The sequence below is a fragment of the uncultured Rhodoblastus sp. genome, from assembly GCF_903903185.1.
Classification (GTDB): domain Bacteria; phylum Pseudomonadota; class Alphaproteobacteria; order Rhizobiales; family Beijerinckiaceae; genus Rhodoblastus.
In genome coordinates this window covers 1-22,945 of sequence record NZ_CAIUXT010000128.1, presented here as the reverse complement: position 1 = coordinate 22,945, position 22,945 = coordinate 1, and the positions used below count along the sequence as shown (strand labels likewise).

Annotated in this window: 26 protein-coding genes and 2 pseudogenes; 21 read left to right on the top strand and 7 right to left on the bottom strand. The window is 63.1% G+C overall.

Features of this window, described 5'->3' with window-relative positions:
• From QZY01_RS11905 to QZY01_RS11835, 15 genes and pseudogenes are all read left to right on the top strand, one after another.
• A pseudogene (locus QZY01_RS11905) lies at positions 1–78 on the top strand (50S ribosomal protein L6); the annotation flags it as partial.
• A 12-nt stretch (positions 79–90) separates the two neighbouring features.
• Positions 91–450 (top strand): 50S ribosomal protein L18, encoded by a 360-nt coding sequence (rplR, locus tag QZY01_RS11900; RefSeq protein WP_294537435.1) that lies wholly within the window; start codon positions 91–93, stop codon positions 448–450.
• Positions 451–580: 130 nt separating this feature from the next.
• Positions 581–1,153, top strand: coding sequence for a 30S ribosomal protein S5 (rpsE, locus tag QZY01_RS11895; RefSeq protein WP_294537434.1), 573 nt, complete (start codon positions 581–583; stop codon positions 1,151–1,153).
• A gap of 11 nt (positions 1,154–1,164) precedes the next feature.
• Positions 1,165–1,356, top strand: coding sequence for a 50S ribosomal protein L30 (gene rpmD, locus QZY01_RS11890; RefSeq protein ID WP_294537433.1), 192 nt, complete (start codon positions 1,165–1,167; stop codon positions 1,354–1,356).
• Positions 1,357–1,367: 11 nt separating this feature from the next.
• The gene (gene rplO, locus QZY01_RS11885; protein ID WP_294537432.1) at positions 1,368–1,853 is read left to right on the top strand and encodes a 50S ribosomal protein L15; all 486 of its coding nucleotides are present in this window, start codon (positions 1,368–1,370) and stop codon (positions 1,851–1,853) included.
• 144 nt (positions 1,854–1,997) lie between these two features.
• A complete protein-coding gene (secY, locus tag QZY01_RS11880) occupies positions 1,998–3,332 on the top strand; it encodes a preprotein translocase subunit SecY (RefSeq protein ID WP_294537430.1) in 1,335 nt (444 codons plus the stop codon).
• Positions 3,329–3,910: an adenylate kinase gene (locus QZY01_RS11875; RefSeq protein ID WP_294537428.1), complete on the top strand. Its 582-nt coding sequence runs from the start codon at positions 3,329–3,331 to the stop codon at positions 3,908–3,910. Before secY ends, QZY01_RS11875 begins: the two co-directional genes overlap by 4 nt.
• Before the next feature lie 286 nt (positions 3,911–4,196).
• Positions 4,197–4,565, top strand: a complete 369-nt coding sequence (gene rpsM, locus QZY01_RS11870) for a 30S ribosomal protein S13 (protein WP_294537426.1) — start codon at positions 4,197–4,199, stop codon at positions 4,563–4,565.
• A gap of 156 nt (positions 4,566–4,721) precedes the next feature.
• Positions 4,722–5,111 (top strand): 30S ribosomal protein S11, encoded by a 390-nt coding sequence (gene rpsK / locus QZY01_RS11865; protein ID WP_294537424.1) that lies wholly within the window; start codon positions 4,722–4,724, stop codon positions 5,109–5,111.
• Positions 5,112–5,294: 183 nt separating this feature from the next.
• Positions 5,295–6,311, top strand: a complete 1,017-nt coding sequence (locus QZY01_RS11860) for a DNA-directed RNA polymerase subunit alpha (RefSeq protein ID WP_294537422.1) — start codon at positions 5,295–5,297, stop codon at positions 6,309–6,311.
• Between the two features lie 128 nt (positions 6,312–6,439).
• A complete protein-coding gene (gene rplQ, locus QZY01_RS11855; RefSeq protein WP_294537420.1) occupies positions 6,440–6,847 on the top strand; it encodes a 50S ribosomal protein L17 in 408 nt (135 codons plus the stop codon).
• Positions 6,848–6,943: 96 nt separating this feature from the next.
• The gene (locus QZY01_RS11850; protein ID WP_294537418.1) at positions 6,944–8,362 is read left to right on the top strand and encodes a Do family serine endopeptidase; all 1,419 of its coding nucleotides are present in this window, start codon (positions 6,944–6,946) and stop codon (positions 8,360–8,362) included.
• On the top strand, positions 8,363–9,223 hold the full coding sequence (locus QZY01_RS11845) for a DUF429 domain-containing protein (RefSeq protein ID WP_294537416.1): 861 nt from the start codon (positions 8,363–8,365) through the stop codon (positions 9,221–9,223).
• 63 nt (positions 9,224–9,286) lie between these two features.
• The gene (locus tag QZY01_RS11840; RefSeq protein ID WP_294537414.1) at positions 9,287–9,565 is read left to right on the top strand and encodes a hypothetical protein; all 279 of its coding nucleotides are present in this window, start codon (positions 9,287–9,289) and stop codon (positions 9,563–9,565) included.
• A gap of 54 nt (positions 9,566–9,619) precedes the next feature.
• Positions 9,620–10,306, top strand: coding sequence for a ParB-like protein (locus tag QZY01_RS11835; RefSeq protein WP_294537412.1), 687 nt, complete (start codon positions 9,620–9,622; stop codon positions 10,304–10,306).
• 154 nt (positions 10,307–10,460) lie between these two features.
• Here the strand turns inward: QZY01_RS11835 and QZY01_RS11830 are convergent, their stop codons facing one another.
• Complete coding sequence (locus tag QZY01_RS11830; RefSeq protein WP_294537410.1) at positions 10,461–11,177, bottom strand: glutathione S-transferase N-terminal domain-containing protein; 717 nt, start codon at positions 11,175–11,177, stop codon at positions 10,461–10,463.
• A gap of 71 nt (positions 11,178–11,248) precedes the next feature.
• On the opposite strand from QZY01_RS11830, the gene QZY01_RS11825 reads away from it, so the two are divergent.
• Positions 11,249–12,358 (top strand): anhydro-N-acetylmuramic acid kinase, encoded by a 1,110-nt coding sequence (locus QZY01_RS11825; RefSeq protein WP_294537408.1) that lies wholly within the window; start codon positions 11,249–11,251, stop codon positions 12,356–12,358.
• Positions 12,359–12,838: 480 nt separating this feature from the next.
• Here the strand turns inward: QZY01_RS11825 and QZY01_RS11820 are convergent, their stop codons facing one another.
• Positions 12,839–13,774: a PfkB family carbohydrate kinase gene (locus QZY01_RS11820; protein ID WP_294537406.1), complete on the bottom strand. Its 936-nt coding sequence runs from the start codon at positions 13,772–13,774 to the stop codon at positions 12,839–12,841.
• 382 nt (positions 13,775–14,156) lie between these two features.
• On the opposite strand from QZY01_RS11820, the gene QZY01_RS11815 reads away from it, so the two are divergent.
• Entirely contained in the window at positions 14,157–14,792 is a 636-nt protein-coding gene (locus QZY01_RS11815) for a nitroreductase family protein (protein ID WP_294537403.1), read from the top strand.
• Positions 14,793–14,853: 61 nt separating this feature from the next.
• Here the strand turns inward: QZY01_RS11815 and QZY01_RS11810 are convergent, their stop codons facing one another.
• Positions 14,854–15,564 carry an anti-sigma factor gene (locus tag QZY01_RS11810; protein ID WP_294537401.1) on the bottom strand — a complete coding sequence of 237 codons (711 nt, stop codon included), beginning with the start codon at positions 15,562–15,564 and terminating at the stop codon, positions 14,854–14,856.
• The gene (locus tag QZY01_RS11805) at positions 15,561–16,121 is read right to left on the bottom strand and encodes a sigma-70 family RNA polymerase sigma factor (protein WP_294537398.1); all 561 of its coding nucleotides are present in this window, start codon (positions 16,119–16,121) and stop codon (positions 15,561–15,563) included. The genes QZY01_RS11810 and QZY01_RS11805 overlap by 4 nt, the downstream gene beginning before the upstream one ends.
• 198 nt (positions 16,122–16,319) lie before the next feature.
• Here QZY01_RS11805 and queE point away from each other — a divergent pair, with 198 nt between their 5' ends.
• The 3 genes from queE to QZY01_RS11790 all read left to right on the top strand — a co-directional run bounded on the left by queE (position 16,320) and on the right by QZY01_RS11790 (position 19,284).
• Positions 16,320–16,952 carry a 7-carboxy-7-deazaguanine synthase gene (gene queE, locus QZY01_RS11800; protein ID WP_294537396.1) on the top strand — a complete coding sequence of 211 codons (633 nt, stop codon included), beginning with the start codon at positions 16,320–16,322 and terminating at the stop codon, positions 16,950–16,952.
• Between the two features lie 258 nt (positions 16,953–17,210).
• Positions 17,211–18,725 carry a L,D-transpeptidase family protein gene (locus tag QZY01_RS11795; RefSeq protein ID WP_294537394.1) on the top strand — a complete coding sequence of 505 codons (1,515 nt, stop codon included), beginning with the start codon at positions 17,211–17,213 and terminating at the stop codon, positions 18,723–18,725.
• A 268-nt stretch (positions 18,726–18,993) separates the two neighbouring features.
• Positions 18,994–19,284 carry a hypothetical protein gene (locus tag QZY01_RS11790; RefSeq protein WP_294537392.1) on the top strand — a complete coding sequence of 97 codons (291 nt, stop codon included), beginning with the start codon at positions 18,994–18,996 and terminating at the stop codon, positions 19,282–19,284.
• Positions 19,285–19,290: 6 nt separating this feature from the next.
• Here the strand turns inward: QZY01_RS11790 and QZY01_RS11785 are convergent, their stop codons facing one another.
• The 3 genes from QZY01_RS11785 to dapA all read right to left on the bottom strand — a co-directional run bounded on the left by QZY01_RS11785 (position 19,291) and on the right by dapA (position 21,801).
• Positions 19,291–20,172, bottom strand: coding sequence for an alpha/beta hydrolase (locus tag QZY01_RS11785; RefSeq protein ID WP_294537391.1), 882 nt, complete (start codon positions 20,170–20,172; stop codon positions 19,291–19,293).
• 117 nt (positions 20,173–20,289) lie between these two features.
• The gene (gene smpB / locus QZY01_RS11780) at positions 20,290–20,766 is read right to left on the bottom strand and encodes an SsrA-binding protein SmpB (RefSeq protein ID WP_294537389.1); all 477 of its coding nucleotides are present in this window, start codon (positions 20,764–20,766) and stop codon (positions 20,290–20,292) included.
• A 138-nt stretch (positions 20,767–20,904) separates the two neighbouring features.
• Positions 20,905–21,801: a 4-hydroxy-tetrahydrodipicolinate synthase gene (gene dapA / locus QZY01_RS11775; RefSeq protein ID WP_294537387.1), complete on the bottom strand. Its 897-nt coding sequence runs from the start codon at positions 21,799–21,801 to the stop codon at positions 20,905–20,907.
• A gap of 211 nt (positions 21,802–22,012) precedes the next feature.
• Here dapA and QZY01_RS11770 point away from each other — a divergent pair.
• Positions 22,013–22,945 (top strand): annotated as a pseudogene (locus QZY01_RS11770) (hypothetical protein); the annotation flags it as partial.

Here is a 22,945-nt window from a genome sequence, read left to right as displayed (position 1 = left end):
GGCCCCGAACCCTACAAGGGCAAGGGCGTCAAATATGCCGGCGAGTTTATCTTCCGCAAGGAAGGCAAGAAGAAGTAAGGGAACGGCGTCATGGCCAAGGAACAATCCACCGACCGCCGCAAGGCGCGCGTTCGCCGCTCGGTTCGCGCACGCGCCTATGGCAAGCCGCGCCTCTCGGTGTTTCGCTCGTCGAAACAGATTTACGCGCAGATCATCGACGACGAAAACGGCCGCACGCTGGTGGCCGCTTCGTCGCTGGAAAAGGACGCGCGCGCGGGTCTCAAGACCGGCGCCGATGTCGAGGCGGCCAAGACGATCGGCAAGCTGATCGCCGAACGCGCCGTCGCCGCCGGCGTCACGGCTGTCGTGTTCGATCGCGGCGCCTACCAGTATCACGGTCGGGTCAAGGCCCTGGCCGACGGCGCCCGCGAGGGCGGCCTGCAGTTTTAAATTTTCGGATTTTGTCCGGAGATTGAAGGCCTCGGAGATCCCGGACCGCCGGCAAGGCGCTCCGGGATTGTCGAGTTTTGGAGCGAGCGGACGCCGAACGGGGTGTTCCGCGCAAGTGACGGAAAAACAAATGGCTCGTGAAGGTGAAGGCGGCCGCGGCCGCGATCGCAAGGATGAAGAGCGCGACAGCGAATTCGTGGACCGTCTGGTCCACATCAACCGCGTCGCGAAAGTGGTGAAGGGCGGTCGCCGCTTCGGCTTCGCCGCCCTCGTCGTCGTCGGCGACCAGAAGGGTCGCGTCGGTTTCGGCCATGGCAAGGCCCGCGAAGTGCCGGAAGCCATCCGCAAGGCGACCGAATCCGCCAAGCGCGCGCTGATCCGCGTGCCGCTGCGCGAAGGCCGCACCCTGCATCATGACGTCAACGGCCGCCACGGCGCCGGCCGCGTCATTCTGCGCGCGGCGCCCGCCGGCACCGGCATCATCGCCGGCGGCCCGATGCGCGCGGTATTCGAAACCCTCGGCGTCCATGACGTCGTCGCCAAGTCGCAAGGGTCGTCGAACCCCTACAACATGGTGCGCGCCACATTCGACGCCCTGAGGCATGAGGATTCGCCGCGTTCGGTCGCCGCGCGCCGCAGCCTCAAGGTCTCGGTGCTGCAGGCGCGCCGCCCCGGCGGCGACGCCGAAGCGGCCGAAAGCTGAGGGAGGGCGACATGACGCAAGCCAGAAAAGTCACGGTCGTGCAGACCGGAAGCGCGATCGGGCGGCCCGCCTACCAGCGCCAGACCCTCGTCGGCCTGAAGCTCAACAAGATCGGCCGCACGTCGGTGTTGCAGGACACGCCCGCCGTTCGCGGCATGATCGCTCGAGTCGCGCACCTTGTGCGCGTCGTCGAAGCCATTTGAGGATCGCGCCCATGAAACTCAACGGCATTTCCGACAATCCCGGCGCCACCAAGGAGCGCATGCGCGTCGGCCGCGGCATCGGTTCGGGCAAGGGCAAGACCGGCGGACGCGGCGTCAAGGGTCAGAAGGCGCGCACCGGCGTCGCGATCAAGGGTTTCGAGGGCGGCCAGATGCCTCTGCATCGCCGTCTGCCCAAGCGCGGCTTCTGGAACCCGTTCTCGACCCACTACAACGAAGTCAACCTCGGTCGCATCCAGGAAGCGTTCGAGGCGGGAAAGATCGACGCCTCGGCGCCTGTCACGGTCGAGAGCCTGATTCTGGCCGGCGTGGTTTCCAAGCCGCGCGACGGGGTTAAGATTTTGGGCCAGGGTGAATTGAAGGCAAAATTGTCGTTCGAAGTCGCCGGCGCCTCCAAATCGGCGGTCGCGGCGATCGAAAAGGCCGGCGGCGCGGTTAAATTGCTCGTCGCCGCCGTGGCCGAAGCGCCGAAAGCCTGAAAAATTTGCGGCAATTTTCGCCAATGGGCGTGATTTTGCCGTAGCGAACGATTAACACGGGGCGGCGGACAGACAGTCTCCCGCCCCGTTTTAGTGATCTCATGCAGTTGCGCGCCCCAAAGCGCGCCGCCCGGAGCGAAGTCCATGGCATCGGCAGCTGAACAGCTTGCGGCTAACCTGAATTTCTCGGCCTTCGGCAAGGCCGAAGAGCTGAAGAAGCGGATTTGGTTCACCCTTGGAGCCCTGGTCGTCTATCGACTGGGCACCTATATCCCGCTGCCGGGCATCGATCCCGCCGCCTTCGCCGCCAATTTTCATGGCAAGCAGCAGGGCGTGCTGGAACTGTTCAACATGTTCGCCGGCGGCGCCGTGCAGCGCATGGCGATCTTCGCTCTCAACATCATGCCTTACATTTCGGCCTCGATCATCGTGCAATTGATGAGTTCGGTGATTCCCTCGCTGGAAACGCTCAAGAAAGAAGGCGAGCAGGGCCGCAAGGTCATCAATCAATATACCCGCTACCTCACGGTGGTCATCGCCGCCTTTCAGGCCTATGGCATCTCCGTCGGCCTCGAAGGCCAGGCCAATGTCGTCAGCGATCCCGGCTGGTTCTTCCGCGTTTCGACCGTCCTGACCCTGATGGGCGGCACCTTGTTCCTGATGTGGCTCGGCGAGCAGATCACGTCACGCGGCATTGGCAACGGGTCGTCGCTGATCATTTTCGCCGGCATTGTCGCGGCCTTCCCTTCGGCGATCGCCAACACGCTCGAATTGTCGCGTCAGGGCGCGATCTCGCCGCTGGTGCTGGTCGCTCTGATCGTGATGTCGTTCGGCGTCATCGCCTTCATCGTGTTCATGGAGCGGGCGCAGCGGCGGCTGCTGATCACCTATCCCAAGCGCCAGCAGGGCAATCGGGTCTATGAGGGCCAGACCTCGTTCCTGCCGCTCAAACTCAATACCTCGGGCGTGATTCCGCCGATCTTCGCGTCCTCGCTGCTGCTGCTGCCCACAACAATAGCCAATTTCTCCGCCAATGGCGGCGCGGGCGGCGTGCTCGGCTTTCTCTCGACCTATCTCGGCCACGGACGGCCCGCCTATATTTTCCTCTATATCGCGCTGATCGTGTTCTTCGCCTTTTTCTATACCGCCATCGTGTTCGATCCGGTCGAGACGGCGGATAATCTCAAGAAACACGGCGGCTTCATTCCAGGCATCAGGCCGGGAGAGCGCACCGCGCAATATATCGATCATGTGCTGACCCGGATCACGGTGCTGGGCGCCGGCTATCTGGCGATTATCTGCCTCCTGCCCGAAATGCTCATTTCCGAATTCTCGCTGCCGTTCTATTTCGGAGGCACGTCGCTGCTGATCGTGGTCAGCGTGACCATGGATACGGTCGCACAGATTCACGGTCATCTGCAGGCGCAGCAATACGAAGGCCTGGTCAAAAAGGCCAAGTTGAGGGGGAAAAAGAAATGAGGCTTATTCTGCTTGGACCGCCCGGCGCGGGAAAAGGCACGCAATCGGCGCGGTTGGAGGAGAAATACGGCATTCCCCAGCTTTCCACCGGCGAGATGCTGCGCGCCGCCGTCAAGGCCGGAACGCCGGTCGGCCTGCAAGCCAAGGTGGTGATGGACTCCGGCGGTCTCGTTTCCGACGAAATCGTGGTCGGCATCATCGAGGCCCGGGTCGAGGAGCCCGATTGCGCCAAGGGATTCATTCTCGACGGCTTCCCGCGCACGGTCGAGCAGGCCAAGGCGCTCGACGACATGCTCAAGCGCCATCACAAGGAACTCGACGCGGTGATCGAACTGGTGGTGGACGACCAGTTTTTGCTGTCGCGCATTGAGGGCCGCGCCCGCGATACCGTCGCCGCCGGGGGAACCGTGCGCGCCGACGACAATCCGGAAAGTTTCAAGAAGCGTCTGGCGCAATATCACGAACTGACCGCGCCGGTATCGCATTACTATGCAAGCGTCGGCGAATTGCGCACCGTGGATGGCATGGCGCCGATCGACGACGTTTCGTCGGCCATCGACAAGGTCCTGATCGGCTGAGCCACAGCGGTACGATCGGCCGGCGGTCTGTTTTTTTTTGCCTTTTCGGCCTCCGGCGGTTGACGCCGGGGACCGACTTGATTATGGACGGAGGATTGGCGAAGCGCTCCCGCTTGTGAAAGCAGGGGCGCTTGCTTTATTTGCGTCCTCGCCTTTGCAGGAAATCCGCAGGGGACGGTCGCAAAAAACCTCGCATGGGCCGGTCTCCACCGGACGCGGGGCCATCGCAGGGTTTCCGGGCCCTCGTTATCACAAGGGGCGCATCCGCCCGCACATGGAGATAAAAATGGCTCGTATAGCCGGCGTCAATATTCCGACCAACAAGCGCGTGGTCATCGCCCTGCAATATATCCACGGCATTGGCGCGAAAAAGGCCCAGGAAATCACCGAAAAGGTCGGCATTCCGGCCGAGCGCCGCGTCAACCAGCTGACCGACGCCGAGGTTTTGCAGATTCGCGAGACCATCGACCGCGATTACATGGTCGAGGGCGACCTGCGCCGCGAAGTGGCGATCAATATCAAGCGGCTGATGGATCTCGGCTGCTACCGTGGCCTGCGCCATCGCCGGCAATTGCCGGTTCGCGGCCAGCGCACCCATACCAACGCCCGCACCCGCAAGGGCAAGGCCAAGCCGATCGCCGGCAAGAAGAAATAGGAGTAAGAGCCGGCCGCAAATGGGCGAGGCGCAGCCTCACCCATTTGAAACCGGATTTTGTTCGCGTCGTGTCGATTGGCAGGCGCGAGATCATAGGGCCTCATTCGCCCATAACCCCAGCGCCTGGCATTACGGGCGCGCCTGAAGGACTGAAAAATGGCCAAGGAAAATACCCGCGTTCGCCGCAAGGAACGCAAGAACATCGCTTCGGGCGTCGCCCATGTCTATTCCTCGTTCAACAACACCATGATCACCATCGCCGACGCGCAGGGCAACACCATTTCGTGGTCGTCCGCCGGCACGATGGGGTTCAAGGGTTCGCGCAAATCGACCCCCTATGCCGCGCAGCTGGCCGCCGAAGACGCCGCCCGCAAGGCGCAGGAACATGGCATGCGCACGGTGGAAGTCGAAGTCTCCGGTCCAGGTTCCGGCCGCGAATCGGCTTTGCGCGCCCTTCAGGCGGCGGGTTTCACCGTCACCTCGATCCGCGACGTGACGCCGATCCCGCATAACGGCTGCCGCCCGCGCAAGCGCCGTCGCGTCTGATCCAGCCGCGCCCATCCACTCGTAGAAAGTTGCGTGCGTGGAGTCGGCCGCGGGTTGCCGCAGCCGTTGCGTAAATAAAAGGCGCGAGGCTCCGACGGGATGCTTGCGCGTATGCCCAGAATACGGCGCCGCAGCCATGGTCGACGGACCGATATGCCCGGCGCCGCAGGAGAGGTTTCTTAGATGATTCAGAAAAACTGGCAGGAACTGATCAAGCCGAACAAGCTGCATGTCACGCCCGGCGAGGATCCCAAGCGCGTCGCCACCGTGGTCGCGGAGCCGCTGGAGCGCGGCTTCGGCCTGACGCTCGGCAATGCGCTGCGCCGCATTCTTTTGTCGTCGCTGCAGGGCGCGGCCATCACCTCCGTCCATATTGACGGCGTGCTGCATGAATTCTCGTCGATCCCGGGCGTCCGCGAGGACGTCACCGACATCGTCCTCAACATCAAGGACGTGGCGATCCGCATGCTCGGCGACGGACCCAAGCGCATGACCCTGAAGAAACAGGGTCCTTGCGTAGTCTATGCCGGCGACATCGGCGTGACCGGCGACATCGCCGTGCTCAATCCGACCCTGCCGCTCTGCACCCTCGACGAGGGTGCTGAGGTCCGCATGGAATTCACCGTCAACACCGGCAAGGGCTATGTTCCCGCCGACCGCAACCGCGCCGAAGACGCGCCGATCGGCCTGATCCCGGTCGATTCGATCTATTCGCCGGTCAAGAAGGTCTCCTACCGGATCGAGCCAACCCGCGAGGGGCAAGTGCTCGATTATGACAAGCTGACCTTGCAGGTCGAGACCAACGGGTCGCTGACGCCGGAAGACGCGGTGGCTTTCGCCGCGCGCATCCTGCAGGACCAGCTCAATGTCTTCGTCAATTTCGAAGAGCCCAAGCGCGAGGAAAACGCCCCGGCGATTCCGGAACTGGCCTTCAACCCGGCCCTGCTCAAGAAGGTCGACGAGTTGGAGCTGTCGGTCCGTTCGGCGAACTGCCTGAAAAACGACAATATCGTCTATATCGGCGACCTGATCCAGAAAACCGAAGCCGAAATGCTCCGCACCCCGAATTTCGGCCGCAAGTCGCTCAACGAAATCAAGGAAGTGCTGGCGCAGATGGGCCTGCATCTGGGCATGGAAGTCACCGGCTGGCCGCCCGAAAACATCGACGAACTGGCGAAGAGGTTCGAAGAACATTACTGATCGATTGATTAGTCTCGACGCTCTCCCTCTCCCCGCAAACGGGGAGAGGGGATAAAACGCCCTCAAATAAGGGCAAGCACAGAACGGCCGTACCTTGGCACGGCGGCCGTAACAATCAGGAGAGCCACATGTATCACGGTCGTTCAAAGCGTCGTTTCAACCGCACCGCCGAACATCGCAAGGCGATGTTTTCCAATATGTCCCAGGCTTTGATCAAGCATGAGCAGATCGTCACCACCCTGCCCAAGGCCAAGGATCTGCGCCCGGTCGTCGAAAAGCTGGTGACGCTCGCCAAGCGCGGCGATCTGCACGCCCGCCGCCAGGCCATTTCCCAGATCAAGGACGCCGTGCTCGTCAAGAAATTGTTCGACGTGCTCGGCCCGCGCTACAAGGAGCGCAGCGGCGGCTATACCCGGGTGCTTAAAGCCGGTTTTCGCTACGGCGACAACGCGCCCCTCGCGGTGATCGAATTCGTCGATCGCGACGTCACCGCTCGCGGCAAGGATTCCGGCCCGGTGCTCGACGCGGCGGAATAGAGCGACAGGATTTCAAAATAAAAAGGCGGCTTCGGGCCGCCCTTTTTCATGGCCGCGCCCCGACCTATATTGCGTTGAGCAAAACCGGGGAATCGCATGGCGCCTTCATTTTTTTCCGCGCGAGCAATTGTCGTTGGTCTGGCTCTGGTGCTGGCTTTGGCGGCGACGGCCCGGGCCCAAGCGCCGAAAACCGTTCCGCAGAGCAAGACGGAAGTGGCTTTGAGCTTCGCGCCGCTGGTGAAGAAAGCCGCGCCGGCGGTGGTCAATGTCTATGCGCAAAGATTGGACAAGCAGCCGCGCAATCCGATTTTCAACGATCCGATTTTTCAACGCTTTTTCGGCGACGGGCGCCGGCCCGGCGGCCCGAGCGCGCAATCGCTGGGCTCCGGCGTGATCGTCGACGCCAGCGGGCTCGTGGTGACCAATTTCCATGTCGTCGAAGGCATGACCGACATCAAGGTGGCCTTGTCCGACCGGCGCGAATTCCCGGCGGAAATTCTGCTGCGCGATCCGCGCAGCGACCTCGCAATCCTGCGCATCAAAGCGGCGGAAAAGGATTTTCCGGTGCTCGAAATGGCGGATTCCGACGCCATCGAGGTCGGCGATCTGGCGCTCGCCATCGGCGATCCGTTCGGCGTCGGCCAGACGGTGACGCAGGGCATTGTTTCCGCCCTGGCGCGCACGGAAATCGGCATCAACGACTATGGCTTCTTCATCCAGACCGATGCGGCGATCAACCCGGGCAATTCCGGCGGGGCGCTGATCGACAATCAGGGACGGCTGATCGGCATCAATTCGGCGATTTTCTCGCAGTCGGGCGGGTCGGTTGGCATCGGCTTCGCCATTCCGGTCAATATGGTGAAAAATGTCGTGGCGGCGGCGAAATCCGGCGGCAAGGAAGTGCATCGCCCCTGGCTCGGCGCGAGCCTGCAAAATGTCTCGCGCGACATCGCCGAATCGCTCGGCCTCGACCGGCCCGCCGGGGCGCTGGTCGCGGAAGTCGATCCGCGCGGGCCGGCGGCGGCGGGCGGGCTCAAGCGCGGCGATGTTATCGTCGCCATCGACGGGCAGGCGGTGCAGGACTCCGGCGGCGTCGGCTATCGGCTCGGCGCGCGCCCGCTCGGCGGCGTCGCCGCGCTGTCGGTGCGCCGCGATGGCAAGCCGGTGGCGGTGGCGCTGAACCTGATCGCCGCGCCGGAAAATCCGCCGCGCAACCGGATCAAGCTCAAGGGCGCCTGTCCCCTGGCCGGGGCCAGCGTGGTCAATATTTCGCCGGCGACGATCGAGGAATTCGCCATAGCCAACGCCCGCGAGGGCGTCGCCGTGGTCGATGTGGACGAAGCCGGCCCGGCGGCGGCGGTCGGCTTCCAGAAGGGCGACATCGTGCTGTCGCTGAGCGGCGAGAAGATCGGCGCCACCGGCGATCTGGAGAGATTATGCGCCCAGCGGCCCTATGTGTGGAAATTGTCGATCAACCGGGGCGGACAGGTGATCACCAGCGTGATCGGGGGGTGAATGACGGTGAGCGATGAATTGGCGCCGAAAAACTCCGTGCGCGCGGTTCTTGGGATCGACGCCGCTTGGACTCTTGGTCAGCCGAGCGGCGTCGCGCTCGCAAAGAATGTTGGAAGTGGTTGGCAACTGGTTGCGGTCGCGCCCTCCTATGAACAGTTCAATGCGTTGGCGCAAAAGAAACAGGCGAGTCCCGGCCCGCTGACTGGTTCGAGGCCATCCGCCGTAGAGTTGCTATCTTCCTGCGAAGCGCTTGCCGGTTGTCGCGCCGACCTTGTCGCCATTGATATGCCTCTTTCGCGCGAACCTATCACGGCGCGGCGAGAGTCCGACAATATGGTTTCGAGGGAATATGGAGGGAGAAAGTGTGGTACTCACACGCCAAGTGAGAAACGCCCAGGCTCAATCAGCGACATTTTGCGCGATGAATTTCAACTCGCTGGTTACGCCTTGCAGACGGAATCCATCGTTTACCAAGGGTTGATCGAGGTCTATCCGCATCCAGCCCTTGTCGAAATATTCTCCGCTTCTGAGCGCTTGCCGTACAAGCTGGCCAAGCTCCGGAGCTACTGGCCGAATTCCTCCGTTGGCGAGCGGCGCGCCAAGGTCATCGGAAAATGGAAAGAAATAGTGACGCGACTCGATAATGAGATCGCCGGCGTTTCCAGCGCTCTTGGCAACCCGCCTGCCAATACCAAAGTCGTCTATCTCAAAGCATACGAAGACATGATTGACGCGGTCGTTTGTGCTTGGGTTGCGATTTGCGCCTTGGAAGGGAAGGCGGTTCCGTTCGGCGATGAAAAATCCGCGATATGGATACCAAAGGGTGTGCAGATAGATTCCCCTAAATTTTCTGCGGTTTGATCAACGGCGTCAACGACGGATAGTATGTGCTTGTTCCATTTAAGTGCTCGGCGGAGAGGTCACATGCGCATCTGGCTGCAAAAAGTCCTGAGCTTTCACTGGATTACGACTTTCCTGCTGATGGGGGCCTTTTCCGCTCTTGGCGCTGCCGCTTCCCTGAATATTTTCGTGATGCTGGAGGCCAATCTCCGCTTCTTGACGGAACATGGCGCGATGGCGGTGATGGAAGGCGCGCTGGCCCAACTTGGCGAATTGCTGCTCAATGGCTATTTCGCGCTCGCCATGTATCTCGGTTTCAAGGCCTGCGAACATTCATTGGTCGATAAATTGCTGCACAAGTGAGTATTTGACTGACCTCGGCGACGTTTTAACCTTCTCACTCCGATGGAGCCCTCCGTGCCGTCCGAAAAAGTCGACATTGACGATCTGAGGCCGACGCAACTGACGCTCGGCCTGTCGGACGTCGCCAGCAGGGCCGCGAAAATCGCGCGCCAGTCGCCGAAAGAGCGCGAAGCCGCGCTGGAGCGTAAGGCGATTCCCCATGTGCTGGGGCCGGGCGGCGACATCTTCATGGTCGATCATCATCATCTGGCGCGGGCCTTGTGGTCGCTGAATATTCGCGAAGCCGTGCTCGGGGAAAGGCTCGCCGACTGGTCCGATCTCGACGTCAAACCCTTCTGGCGGCAGATGGAGGCTTGCGGCTATTGCTGGCCGATCGACGCCGACGGTAATCGACGGCCCTATTCGGCCATTCCGCAGCACGTCAGCGAACTCACCGACAATGTCTGGCGCGGTCTGGCGCGCCGTGTGCGCGGCAAGGCTTTCGAAAACCTCGACACGCCGTTCCAGGAATTCATCTGGGGCGATTATTTCCGCACCTTCATGAGCCGGAGGCTGCTCGAACTGCATTCGACATCGCCGCCGATCTCGCGACCGAACTCGCCCACCTGCCCGAGGCGGAGGATTTGCCCGGCTTTATGGCGTGAGGCCAACCCCCTCATGGTGAGGAAGCCTCCTCAGGGCGTCTCAAGACGCCCTGAGGAGGCTGTCTCGAACCATGGGCCGCAGATGCGGTCTCGATGAAGGCGTGTGGCCGGCGACTCCCTCGCCCTTCGAGACGCCCTCCATAGCCCTTTTAAGGGCTATGGAGGGCTCCTCAGGGTGAGGGGATTGTGGCGGATGCAGAGACGAATCGGTAGTGTGCTCTTTCTATTTTTCATATAAATCAAATTCTTATTCATTCCTTCGGTCCGACGCTCCCGGCGGTCTGTCCGAACAGCACCTTTTTGGCCTCCTCGGTCAGCGGCGTCGGCGGCCTGATCCGGTCGCCGATCTCATAGGCGCGTTGCACGGCGGGGCGGGCGCGGATCGCCTCGAACCAGCGGCGCAGATCGGGGAAATCGTCGAGGTTCTGGCCCTGAAGGGTCCACGGCACGATCCACGGATAGCTCGCCATGTCGGCGATTGAATAGGCGCCGGCGACAAAGCCGCCGGATTCGCGGGTTTTCGCCAGTTGCCGGTCGAGCACGCCATAGAGCCGGTTGGTTTCCTTGACATAGCGGTCGATGGCGTAGGGCAGTTTTTCCGGCGCATATTGGCTGAAATGATGGTTCTGGCCGGCCATCGGCCCGAGTCCGCCCATCTGCCAGAACAGCCATTGCAGCACATCGTATTTTTGGCGCAACGAGGTTGGCAGGAATTTTCCGGTTTTCTCGCCCAGATAGGTCAGGATCGCACCGGACTCGAACATGGCGACGGGTTCGCCGCCGTCGGCGGGCGCGTGGTCGATGATCGCCGGCATCCGGTTATTGGGCGCGATTTTCAGAAAATCCGGCTTGAACTGGTCGCCGGCGCTGATATCGACGCGGCGGATTTCATAGGGGAGGCCGGTCTCCTCGAGAAAAATCGTGACCTTGTGGCCATTCGGCGTCGGCCAGTAAAACAGTTCGATCATCGTCGCCCTTTCGGCCAATTATCATTGCGTGCTAACGAAGATAGAGATGTAACCGCGTCGCGGGGATTGCAATGTCGAAAATCTTTCGCGCCATTGGCGCAATGACGGGCACGTCGATGGACGCCGTCGATCTCGCTTATCTCGAGACCGATGGCCTCCAGACGTTGCGGTTCGGCCCGAGCGCCTCCTATCCCTTTTCCGACGAGGATCGCGCACTGCTGCGCCGGGCCGTGGCGGCGGCGAAATCCCTGAGCCGGCGCGACGAGCGGCCCGGTCCTTTGGCCGAGGCCGAATATTTGATCACCGGACGCCATATCGAGGTTATCCAGACTTTTCTCGCCCAGTTCGGTCTAGATGCGGCTTCCGTCGATCTGGTCGGTTTTCATGGCCAGACCGTGCTGCATCGCCCCGAGAGCGGGCTGACGGTGCAACTCGGCGATGGCGCGCTGCTGGCCCGGCGCATTGGCATCGATGTCGCCTATGACCTGCGCGCCGCCGATATCGCCGCTGGCGGACAGGGGGCGCCGCTCGTGCCGGTCTATCATCGCGCTTTGGCGGAGGCCTCGGGCGTCGCCACGCCCTTGCTCTTCGTCAATATCGGCGGCGTCGCCAACATGACCTTCGTCGACGCCGGCGCGGACCCCATCGCCTGCGACGCCGGGCCGGGCAACGCGCTGATCGACGACCTGATGTTCGCCCATACCGGCCGCGCCATGGACGAGGACGGCGCCTGCGCGCTGGAAGGGAAGGTGGATGAGGAGGCGTTGGCGGCGCTGATGGATCATCCCTATTTTGCGCAAAAGCCGCCGAAATCGCTCGACCGCAACGCTTTTTCCGCTGGGCCGGTCGAGGGTCTGTCGCTGCCGGACGCGGCGGCGACGCTGGCCGCCTTCACCGCCAGCGCCATTATCGCCCATCTGCCCTTTCTGCCGGCGCCGCCTCGCCTGATCGTGGTCTGCGGCGGCGGCGCGCATAATCCGGCCCTGATGCAGGCGCTGGCGAAACGGGCGCCCTGTCCGGTGCGCCGCGCGGAGGATTTCGGTTGGGAGTCGCAGGCCATCGAGGCGCAGGCCTTCGCCTTTCTCGCCGTGCGTTCGGTCAGGGGCCTGCCTTTGACTTTTCCCACCACCACCGGCGTTTCGGAGCCGACGACCGGCGGCGCGCTGGCCTGGGCGGGGTAGGGGGTTTCGGGGAACGGGTTTGTCGAATCTGGAAAAAAGTGGGCTAACTATTTGATCTTCAGTAGAATTCCGCTCACCCTCGGGCAGGCGTCTCGAAGGGCGAGGGCGTCAGGAGCCACGAGGTTTCAGCCGTGCCGTTCATGGTTGGCTGCCCATGATTCGATAAAGCCGCCGCCAGGCGTCTGGCGACGCCGGACGGCGGCTTACTCACCATGAGGGGCCTTGGCGAAAACGCGGCTTTAAAGCCGTTTCACAACAAGTCGGGGTGCGCCTTGGGCGGGCGCAAAACACGACATGGGGACAAAAATGATCATGCATAGTTGGACGGCAAGACACTGGATCATTGCGGCGCTGGTGATCGTTATCGGCGCCGGGGCCTTCATTTTGAGCTGGGCGTGACATGGATAGGACCATGGCCTCACGGACGCCCGAACTCGAACGAAAGGTCCGGAGGAGAACCCCTCCTCCGTCCAGGTTTTTTCAGGCCCGCCGGGACGACCCGCTGTCCCGCGCTTCAGCCGCCGCTTCTGCGGGCGGATACAGCCGACGTGTTTCCGCGATGTCCTCGTAACTTGGCAGGCCGACCTCGTTGCCGAGATGCTGCACCTTGAAGGCCGAGGCGGCGCGGGCGAAATCGAAGTGCTCGGACCAGCGACCCTTCGGGTTCTTCAGATAGGACGCCAGATAGGCGCCGTGAAAAACGTCGCCCGCGCCCGAAGTGTCGATGACTTTATCGTCGGGGACATGCAGCGCCGGCATGCGGCTGATATGGCCGTCCTCGTCGATCCAGAACAGGCCGCGCTCGCCCTCGGTGACGCCGGCGACCGTGACTCCGCGCGACTTGAGATAAGCCAGGGTTTCCAGAGCGGACAATTTCAACTGCCCGCAGAAAGCCTCGGAAACCACGGCGACGTCGATGTAATGCAGCACCTCGTCGGTATTGACCCGCAGGGCGCCGCCGTCGAGTGAGGTCAGCACGCCGGCTTCGCGGCAGGCCTTGGCGTAATAGAGCGAGGCGTCGGCCTGGTGGCCGTCGAGATGCAGCGCCTCGTAGGTCGAGACGTCGAGTTTCATGAACGGCCGCAGATGATGCGAGTCTCGGGCGCGCAGGATGGCGCGCTTGTTGCCTTGCGGCAGCACGAAGGAGAGCGATGAGCGCGCCACTTTGCGCGGATAGAGCGTGACGCCATATTTGCGCGCCATGTCCCAGAACATCTGACCGAGCCAATCGTCGGACATCGTGGTCAGCAAATCGGGCGGAAAGCCAAGCTTGGCGCAGGCGAAGGCCGCCGTCACCGAATTGCCGCCGAAGGAGACGGCAAAATCCCTGGCCACCTCCTTTTCGTCGCCCGAAGGCATGACGTCGGTGATCAGGGTCATATCTATATAGGAATGTCCGACAAAAAGAGCTGTCACGGCGTCACTCTGCTGTAAAGCGGCGTCCTGGGCAAGGAACGCCATTGGAACGGTTCTAATTGCCATAAAATCGGCGCGAATGGAAGCGTTGGGCCAAGTTTTGGCCCCCGTTCTATCCCATGGTCTAAGCTTGGTTCTGATCCGGGCCTTTTCGGTTGGCGACTCCGCAAGGGCATATTTGGCGCTCCGGGGCCTGTTTCCAGAAAGTCGGCGACCTTTCGGATGACAATATGATTTTGAGGAAAATGATCGTCCCGAGACCGTTCAGCGTATGCACAGGCGTCAGCCACGCGAAAGATATCGATCGCCTCCGCCGTCACAGGCAAATCTCCGCTAGGAAATTCCAGATCCTCGCCCATGAAACAAATGCAAGGAAAAGCCGATGAACGCTCCCGATCCTTCCCTCGTTTCGCTGATTTCGCATGCGGACGGCCGCGTGGCGGCGACGCCGGTTTCCTCGCTGTTCCTGACGCGCTGGTCGGCCCGCGCCATGACCGCCGAGCCGATTCCCGACGAAATCCTGTTCGCCATGTTCGAGGCGGCGCGCTTTTCGCCCTCCAGCTATAATTCGCAGCCCTGGCGTTTCGCCTATGCAAAACGCGGCGACGAGGCTTTTCCGCGCTATGTCGATTGCCTTTCCACCCCCAACCGGGCCTGGGCCGGCGAGGCTTCCGCGCTCGTCCTGATCGCCTCCCGGGCCGCCTTCGTGCCGCCGGGCGCAGCGGAGGAAATCGTCTCGCCAACGGCCTCCTTCGACGCCGGCGCGGCCTGGGCGAGCCTCGCGTTTCAGGCGGCGCTGCTCGGCTGGACGACCCGCGCCATGGGCGGTTTCGACAAGGAGCGCGCGCGCCTCGCGACGGGCGCCCCGCCAAGCCTCAAACTCGAGGCGATGGTCGCCATCGGCAAGAGGGGCGACGCCTCGCTCCTGCCGCCGGACAAGCAGAAGCTCGAAAAGCCCAATGCGCGCAAGACCATCGGCCAGATCGTGTTCGCCGGGGCTTTTCCCGCCGATGGCTGAGCGCACGGTTAAATAATATAAAATTGAAACAATGCTTTGAAGCCGGTTTTTCGTTCGATCTCTAAGGTTCGGACTGGAATAATTTTCCGGCGAAAACCGGCGCGGCGGAAGGTTTGCCTGTCGGCGATCCGCCGGCGGGCTCCACCGTCACCGCGAACAGCGACGTTTTCAGCAGTTCGGGCGGGAAGGCGCGCAGGGTCTCGCGGCGGGTGAAGTCGGCCTTTTCGATCACGCCGAGCGATTTCGGCGCGTCGAGCCGATCGTTGATGAGCCATAATTCATACGATTTTCCGGCCGGGGCCACGGCCTCGATCGGGCGCACCGTCAATTCCCGCGTGCGCAGATCGACCGACACGACGAAAGCCGGCGAACCCGCGTCCTTCTGCAGCACCGCGACGAAATTGTTTGGCGCGACGCTTTGCCGGACCGCGCCGGAGATCAGCGCCACTGCGAGCGAGGCTGCGAGGGCGCCGCTGGTCAGAGCCGCGATTTTCCACCGCCGCGCCCTTGCGCTCAAAAGGGTCACCATATCGGCGCCCGCCGGGGCTTCGATCTCGCGCTCGATCCGCGCGAACACGTCGGGGGGCGGCGCTTCCTCCGCAACAAAGGCGGAAAGCGGCGCCAAACGCTGTTCCCAGCGCGCAATGGCGGCGTCGAGCGCCGGCTCGGCGATCCGCCGCGCGGCGATGGCGCGTCGATCCGCGGCGTCGAGAACGCCCAGCACATATTCGCCGGCGAGCGTTTCGATATCGTCCTGTTCCTCGCCGTTCATGAGCCGAGGCACTCCCGCAATTGCGCCAGGCTGCGGCGCAGCCAGGTCTTGATGGTGGCTGTCGGATGATCGAAGCGCGCCGACAGGTCCTCTCGGCTCAGGCCGTGACAATAGGCGAGTATGACAATGCGGCGCTTTTCCGCGTCGAGACCGTCGAGGCAGCCGAGCAGGCGGCGCAATTCCTCCTGCCGGTCGCGCCCGGCGAGGGGGTCCTGTTCCGGCGCGGCGAGATGCAATTCCTCGCTTTCCGCGTCGAGCGTCGGCGGCTTGCGCTTGCGCGCCTCGTCGAGCGCGCGATTGCGGGCGATGGCGGTCATCCAGGTCCCCGGCGCGGCTCTCGCGGCGTCGTATGTCGCCGCGTGGCGCCAGATTTTCACATAAACCTCCTGCAGGACATCCGCGGCGAGGGCGCGGTCGTTGAGGATACGTAAAATCGTTGCGTAGAGTTTCGGCGAAGTCGCGCGATAGAGCGCGGCGAAGGCCTGCCGGTCGCCCTGCGCCGCGCCTTGCAGCCATTGCGCCAGTTCGTCGTCCCGGTTGGCGGTCGAGATCGTCATTTGAACCCTGGAGCATATTCCCGAAAAGTTGCAGACTTTTCGGAAAAGAAGGCGCGGTCAACAAGAAGGCCGGGGCATTTTGATGTTTCCACGAAACATGAAAATGCTCCAGTCGGTCGCCGCAAAAAAGCCGCCGCGGCGCCAGATTTACGCGAGTGGCGCCCCGCACGCAATTCTGCTTCGCGCCGGAACGGCAAGATGGCTTACAGCGTCAAGGAAATGTTCAAGACCCTGCAAGGCGAGGGCGGCCAGTCCGGACGCGCCGCCGTGTTCTGCCGGTTCAGCGGCTGCAATCTCTGGAGCGGCCGCGAACAGGACCGCGCCGAGGCGGTCTGCACGTTCTGCGACACCGATTTCGTCGGCGTCGATGGCGAGGGCGGCGGCAAATTCGCGGACGCGCAGAGTCTGGCCCGAAGATTGTCCGAGACCTGGGGCGAAGGCAGGGAAGGGCGCTTTGTCGTCTTCACCGGCGGCGAACCGCTGCTGCAACTCGATGCGGCGCTGATCGACGCGGCGCGCGCGCAAGGCTTTTTCATCGCGGTTGAGAGCAATGGCGCAGTGCCGCCGCCACCCGGCATAGACTGGCTCTGCGTCAGTCCGAAAGCCGGCGCGCCCTTGCAGGCGACTGCGGGCGCCGAGTTGAAGCTGGTGTTTCCGCAACCGGGCCTGCAACCGGAGGTTTTCGAACAACTCGCCTTCGACCATTTCTGGATTCAGCCGATGGACGGGCCGCGACGCGTTGAAAATACCGCCGCCGCCGTGGCTTTTTGCCTGACGCATCCGCTTTGGCGGCTCAGTTTGCAGACTCACAAGATGATTGGGATTTCGTAAAGCGATTTGGCAAAATCTGTGGATAAGTGTGGCAAAAAAACCATGCCCGCGAAAAAAATTCTCAGATCATCTGGAAAAAGCCCGATTTCCATTTCAAACAAGGTAAGCCTCACGCAAGGTGAATTGCTTACGATCACAAAATCGTAGCTGTCGATCACAAAATCGTGGCTTTGGCATACTCGCCAGTGGGGGTTTGCGGAAGTCGGCTTATTTCGTTCGAGATCGAGGCGGGAGGCGTTTGCCGTGAAGCATCGGAGATTGCAGCGAGTTCTGGGCCTGACGCTGGCCTGCGCCGTATCGCTGAGCGCGGGGGCCTACCTCTCCTACCACGCAGCCAAGGTCCATGAACTGGGGTTCGGGCAGGTTGCCGGCGAAGGGCGGGATAACGCCGCCGACGAACAACTCGCAGCCAATTCCGCCGGATCGCAAATCGTCGCGGCGACCAATGGCGCTCCGGTCGAAGCTGCGCCGGTCGAAGCCGCCGGACGTCAGGCCGAAACTGAAAACTCCTCTTCCGCGCTGGTGAAGGTCAATCTTCCAGTCGCCCACGAACCGCCGGCGGCTCTTGCTTCGATGGTCGCGCCGCTCGGATTGCGCCGTGACGACGCCGAGCGCGAAGCGGCGCCCACGGACAGCGCGCCGGTCGCTCAGTCCGAACATCTCGCCAGCCTGGAAATCGTATTGCCGCCGGTCGCCGATATGACCCCGGTCAAGGCCGTGCCGCTGCCGCCGCGCCGGCCCTCCGGCCTGTCCGCCGCCGCCACGCCGCCGTCCGCGCTCCTCGATCCGGCAACCGCCGCGCCGCCGGCTGAAACGCCGGTCGCCGCTGTCGCGCCGCCAGCCGCCCTTTCGCCGCCAGCCGCTACCCCGCCTGCGGCGGTCGCCGCCGTCGCCCCGCTTCCGGTCGCTGCGCCGGTCGCCGCCGCGGCGCAACCGGCTCCGCGTCAGGTCGCCGCCGTGTCGCCGCAGCAGCCCGCCGCGCTGCCGGCGATTCAGGCGCCCAGCGCCTTTCCCGGGATCGCCTCGGCGCTGGCGGCTGTGACTGCTTCGGTCGGCGGCGCCACGCCTTTGCCGCCCGGCGATGCCGGAGCGCCTTCTCCGGCGATGGGCGGCGGGTTCAAGAAGGGCTCGCCGGTCTATGTCCGCATCTTCAAGCAGGAAGGGACGCTGGAGCTCTGGATCAAGCGTGGCGAGAGCTACGGCTTGTACAAGGCCTTCCCGATCTGCAAATGGTCCGGCCAGCTCGGACCGAAGACCCGGACGGCGGATTATCAATCGCCGGAGGGCTTTTATTCGGTCTCGGCGCGCCAGCTCAATCCGCATTCGGCCTATCATCTCGCCTTCGACGTCGGTTATCCCAACGCCTTCGACCGCCGGCAGGGCTCGACCGGCAGCGCCGTCATGGTCCATGGCGATTGCAAGTCGATCGGCTGTTTCGCCATGACCAATGACGGCATCGACGAAATCTACGGCATTGTCGCGGCGGCGCTCGAAGGCGGCCAACGCGAAGTCCCGGTGCATATTTTCCCGTTCCGCCTGACCGAAACGGCCATCGCCCGCGAATCCGCGCCGAAGTCGGGCAATGTTCTGGCCTTCCTCTCGCAGCAGGGAGACAGCGCGCCACGCCGCGACTGGAGTCCGTTCTGGCGCAATCTCAAGCAGGGCTATGATCTGTTCGAGCGCAGCCATGTGCCGCCGGTCGCCTTCGCCTGCGGCGACCGTTATGAATTTGGCGCCGCCGGCCGCTCCTGCGCCCGCATCGCCGGCTGGTGACGCCAGTCCCGCCGGCGAAGACCGGCGGGATTGATACAGGCGCGAACGGAGCCTGCGGACCTTTCGGAAGGCGGGCGTCTCCTGGCGGATTTTCCCGGCTGGCGCGCCGGATGGCATTAACGCCCCGATGAGTGACGATCCGGCCTCGACCGTTCTGGTTTTAAAAAACTTTTTCGTCCGATGGCAGTGGCGGTCGCTGCATCCGCCCTTTATGGTCGCGTTGCGCCGCAGACCATCCGCGCGTTGCAATCATGAAGAGGGACGACCCATGGCGATCGCCGGCACCTGGAAACTGACGCTGGAAACGCCGTTCGGCGTCCAGACTCCGTTGCTGCGCATCGACGCGGACGGGACCGGCGCGCTGATCTCGGAGATTGGCGAAGCGCCGCTCAGCGATCTGAAGGTGACCGAAGACACGGCGGAGTTCGCCGCCGACGTGCCGACGCCGATGGGCAATATGGTGATCGGCTTTTCGGTCAAGGCCAGCGGCGACGCGCTTGCCGGCACGTTCAACTCGCCGCTCGGCGCGACCGATTTCACCGGCCTGCGCGAGATTTAAGCCTGCTCAACCTCTGTCCGCCTCGTCGATGAACGCGGCGATCCGCTCCAGTGTTGGCTTGTCGAGAAGCAGCGGCGCGTGACCCTGGCCCGGCACGACATGGGTCTGGCAACGCGGATGGACCGCCGCCATCCGGGCAAAAACTTCCGGCGACAGCAGATCGGAATTTTCACCGCGCAGCGCAAGGACCGGCGCCGTTAGCCCCTGAAACAGCTCCCACAGATCGGGCAGCGGTTTGGCCGGATCGAAATTATCCATCGTCCGCGCCAGTTGCGGGTCGTAGGACAGGCGCAGTCGCTCGGGCGTGTCGTTGAGCGAAATGTCGGCATAAATGCGCCAATCTTCGTCGGGAACCGCCGGAAAACTGCCGCCTAACGAACCTTTGAAATGTTCGACCGCTTGTTCGACCGTCCGCAGCACCGGCAGGCGGCCGATATAGGCGGAGATTTTGGCGAGCCCCTGTAATCCGAGTTCCGGCCCGATATCGTTGAGCGCCAGCGCCTTGACCCGTTCGGGACTTAAAGACGCCAGGGTCATGGCGTGCAATCCGCCGCGCGACGTGCCGATGAAAATGGCCGAACCCAATTTGAGTTGGTCGAGCATGGCGAGAATGTCGACATATTCGACCGGCAGCGAATAATTGCGCCATTCCGGGTCCCAGTCCGACCCGCCGCGTCCGCGATAATCGAGGCTGACGATGCGGCGCGGCGTCCGGGCGTAAAGATATTGCGCCAGCACGACGAAATCGCGCGCGGGGCGGGTCAGGCCGGGCAGGCAGACGATTGGCGTCGGCTGTTGCGCCGTCGCCGCGTCCTCGCCGAGGACGAGGGCATGCAGATTAAGTCCGTCCGGAGCCGCAAAAAAACGGCTTTGCATCGTTCCGCTCACGCGGGCGCCCTCCCCAAAAATGGCGCTTTCCTTTGATGGCATTTATTCTTGCCGTCGACGCCCCGTCGCGCAATCTAGCAGTTCCCGCGCTGTCGCGAAGGCCAAAAGCCGCGTTCTTTAGTCGCGCTGTTTCATCAACCGGCTTTTTTCGCGGTTCCAGTCGCGCTGCTTCTCGGTCTCGCGCTTGTCGTGAACCTGCTTGCCCTTGGCGAGCGCGATTTCGATCTTGGCGCGGCCGCGATCGTTGAAAAACAATTTCAAGGGCACGATGGTCATGCCCTCCCGCTGCACGCCATGCGATAATTTGACGATTTCGCGATGTTTGAGCAGGAGCTTGCGCAGCCTCTTGGGCTCGTGATTATTGCGGTTGCCGGCGTGATATTCCGGGATCGTGGCGTTGACCAGCCAGATTTCGCCACGGCTGTCGACGCTGGCGTAGGATTCGGCGATGGTCGAGCGGCCGGTGCGCAGGCTCTTGACCTCGGTGCCGGTCAGCATCAGCCCGGCCTCGAAAGCCTCGCCGATCTCATAATGGTAGCGCGCCTTGCGGTTGTCGGCGACGATCTTGAAATTGGAGTGCGGTTTTTCTGCCAATTTAATTATGGGCCTCCGAGCCCTGCCCGGCGTCGGGCGAAATTTTCCGCGCCAGCCCGGCCGGGAAGCCGGACCGGTCGGACCCGGCGCAAAACAGCGCGGGCGCGCGCTTTTGCCGGACCTTGCGCTCGACCCGCTTCACCCGTTCAGCACGCCCGCGAACGCCATCGCCGCCTCGATCGCCGCGCGGGTCTTGGCGGTCGAGCCGACCAGAGGCAGCCGCACGTCCTCGCCGACGCGGCCAAGCAGGTTCAGCCCGGTCTTGGCGCCGGTGACGCCGGCCTCCAGAAAAGTCGCGACATGGAGCGGGGTGAGCTTGTCCTGGATGGCCAGGGCTTTGGCGTAGTCTCCGGCGCTGGCCGCCTCCCAGAGATCGGCGCAGGGGCGAGGCGCGATATTGGAGACCACCGAAATGCAGCCGACGGCGCCGGCGGCGAATGTGGCCAGCGCCGTCAGGTCGTCGCCCGAAAATTGCAGAAACTCGGGGCCCAAAGCCTGCCGCTGCAAGGAAATGCGCCCGATATTGCCGGTGGCGTCCTTGACGCCGACAATATGGCGCAATTCGCCGTAGCAGCGCTTCATCGTCTCGACCGACATGTCGATCACCGAACGCGGCGGAATATTATAGATGACGATCGGAATGCCCACGGCCTCGTCAATGGCGCGGAAATGCTGGAACAGGCCTTCCTGATTGGGTTTGTTGTAATAGGGCGTCACCACCAGCGCCGCCGAGGCGCCGGCCTTTTCGGCATGAATCGCCAGTTCGACGGCTTCGCTCGTATTGTTCGAGCCGGCGCCCGCGATCACCGGAACCCGGCCTCTCGCCTCGGATACGGCGATTTCGACGACTTTCTTGTGTTCCTCATGCGACAGGGTTGGGCTTTCGCCCGTGGTTCCGACCGGCACCAGGCCTGCAATTCCGCTTTCGATCTGCCAGTCGATCAGGGAGCGATAGGCGGCCTCATCGACCGCTCCATCCTTGAACGGCGTCACCAGCGCCGTCATCCATCCCCGAAATTGCTTTTCCCTAGCCATTGCCATCTTCCGTCCCGCTTGCCGCCGCATCCGCGCCGCTTTTGGCAGGTTAGTTGCCGGGGTACTCATAGCCCCTGACGGACGCGACGGAAAGGGGCGCCTTGCCCCCGATGGCGGAAAGCCTTTCGTCGGGCCGGTTCAATTGGTTAACCCTTCGTTAATTTCCGAAGCGCAGGCTCCTATCGACGCATCGGAACAACAGGACGATTGAATGGGGAAATTCGGGCGGAATTTTCATGGCGATCGCCGCTGGACGCTTGCGGCCGCAGCGGGAGCGACGACGGCGGCCTGCTGCCTGCTGTTCCTCGCTCCGCAATCGCCGCCGAACTGGCTGCCGCCCCGCGCGCTGGATCTCGCCAGCCGGATCGGGCTTTTCCGCGCTCCGGCGATACCCGCCACAGGGGCCGAGCCCAATGCCCCGACCCGGGTTGCAGTCGATCGGGAAGGCGAGCCGGAAAGCGCGCCAAAGGAAGTGCGAGCCGGACTCGACAGCCTTCGCCGCGAGGAGCCTGTCGCTGACCCCGCCAACGCCGCCGGCGCGAAAACCCTCGGCCACGATCTCTCGGGCGTCGTCGCGGCGCTCAAATTCTATCGGGACGGCCAGTCGGAATCGGGCGACGCCGCGCTGGCGACGAAGGACCCTTTGGTTCGCGCCGCCATTGAATGGGCCTTCCTGCGCGATCATCCGGTGAAGGCGGGCGTCGAGCGCATCGCCGCTTTCCTGCGCGCCCATTCCGACTGGCCCGTCGCCGCCATGCGCAAACATGCCGAAGAACTGGCGGGCGTCGAAAGCGCCCGGCCGGAGCGCGTCGCCGCCTATCTCGCCGAATTCCCGCCCATATCGGTCGCGGGCGAAATCGCCATGGCCAATCTGTTGCGCGCCGACGAGGCGCGGCTCGATGAGGCGGAACGTCTGGCGCGTGAAATCTGGCGCGAGTCCGATCTTTCCGCGACGCAGGAAAAACTTCTGCTCAAGAATTTCGGCGCGTTTTTTTCGGCGCAGGATCATATTTTCCGCGCCGACCGGCTGATGCTGCGCGAACAGACCGCCGCCGCCGCCCGCGCCGCGGCGCGCGCCGGCAAGGACGGAGTCGCGTTGTTGCGCGCGCAGAACGAACTCGTCAACGACATCGCCTGGAGCAAG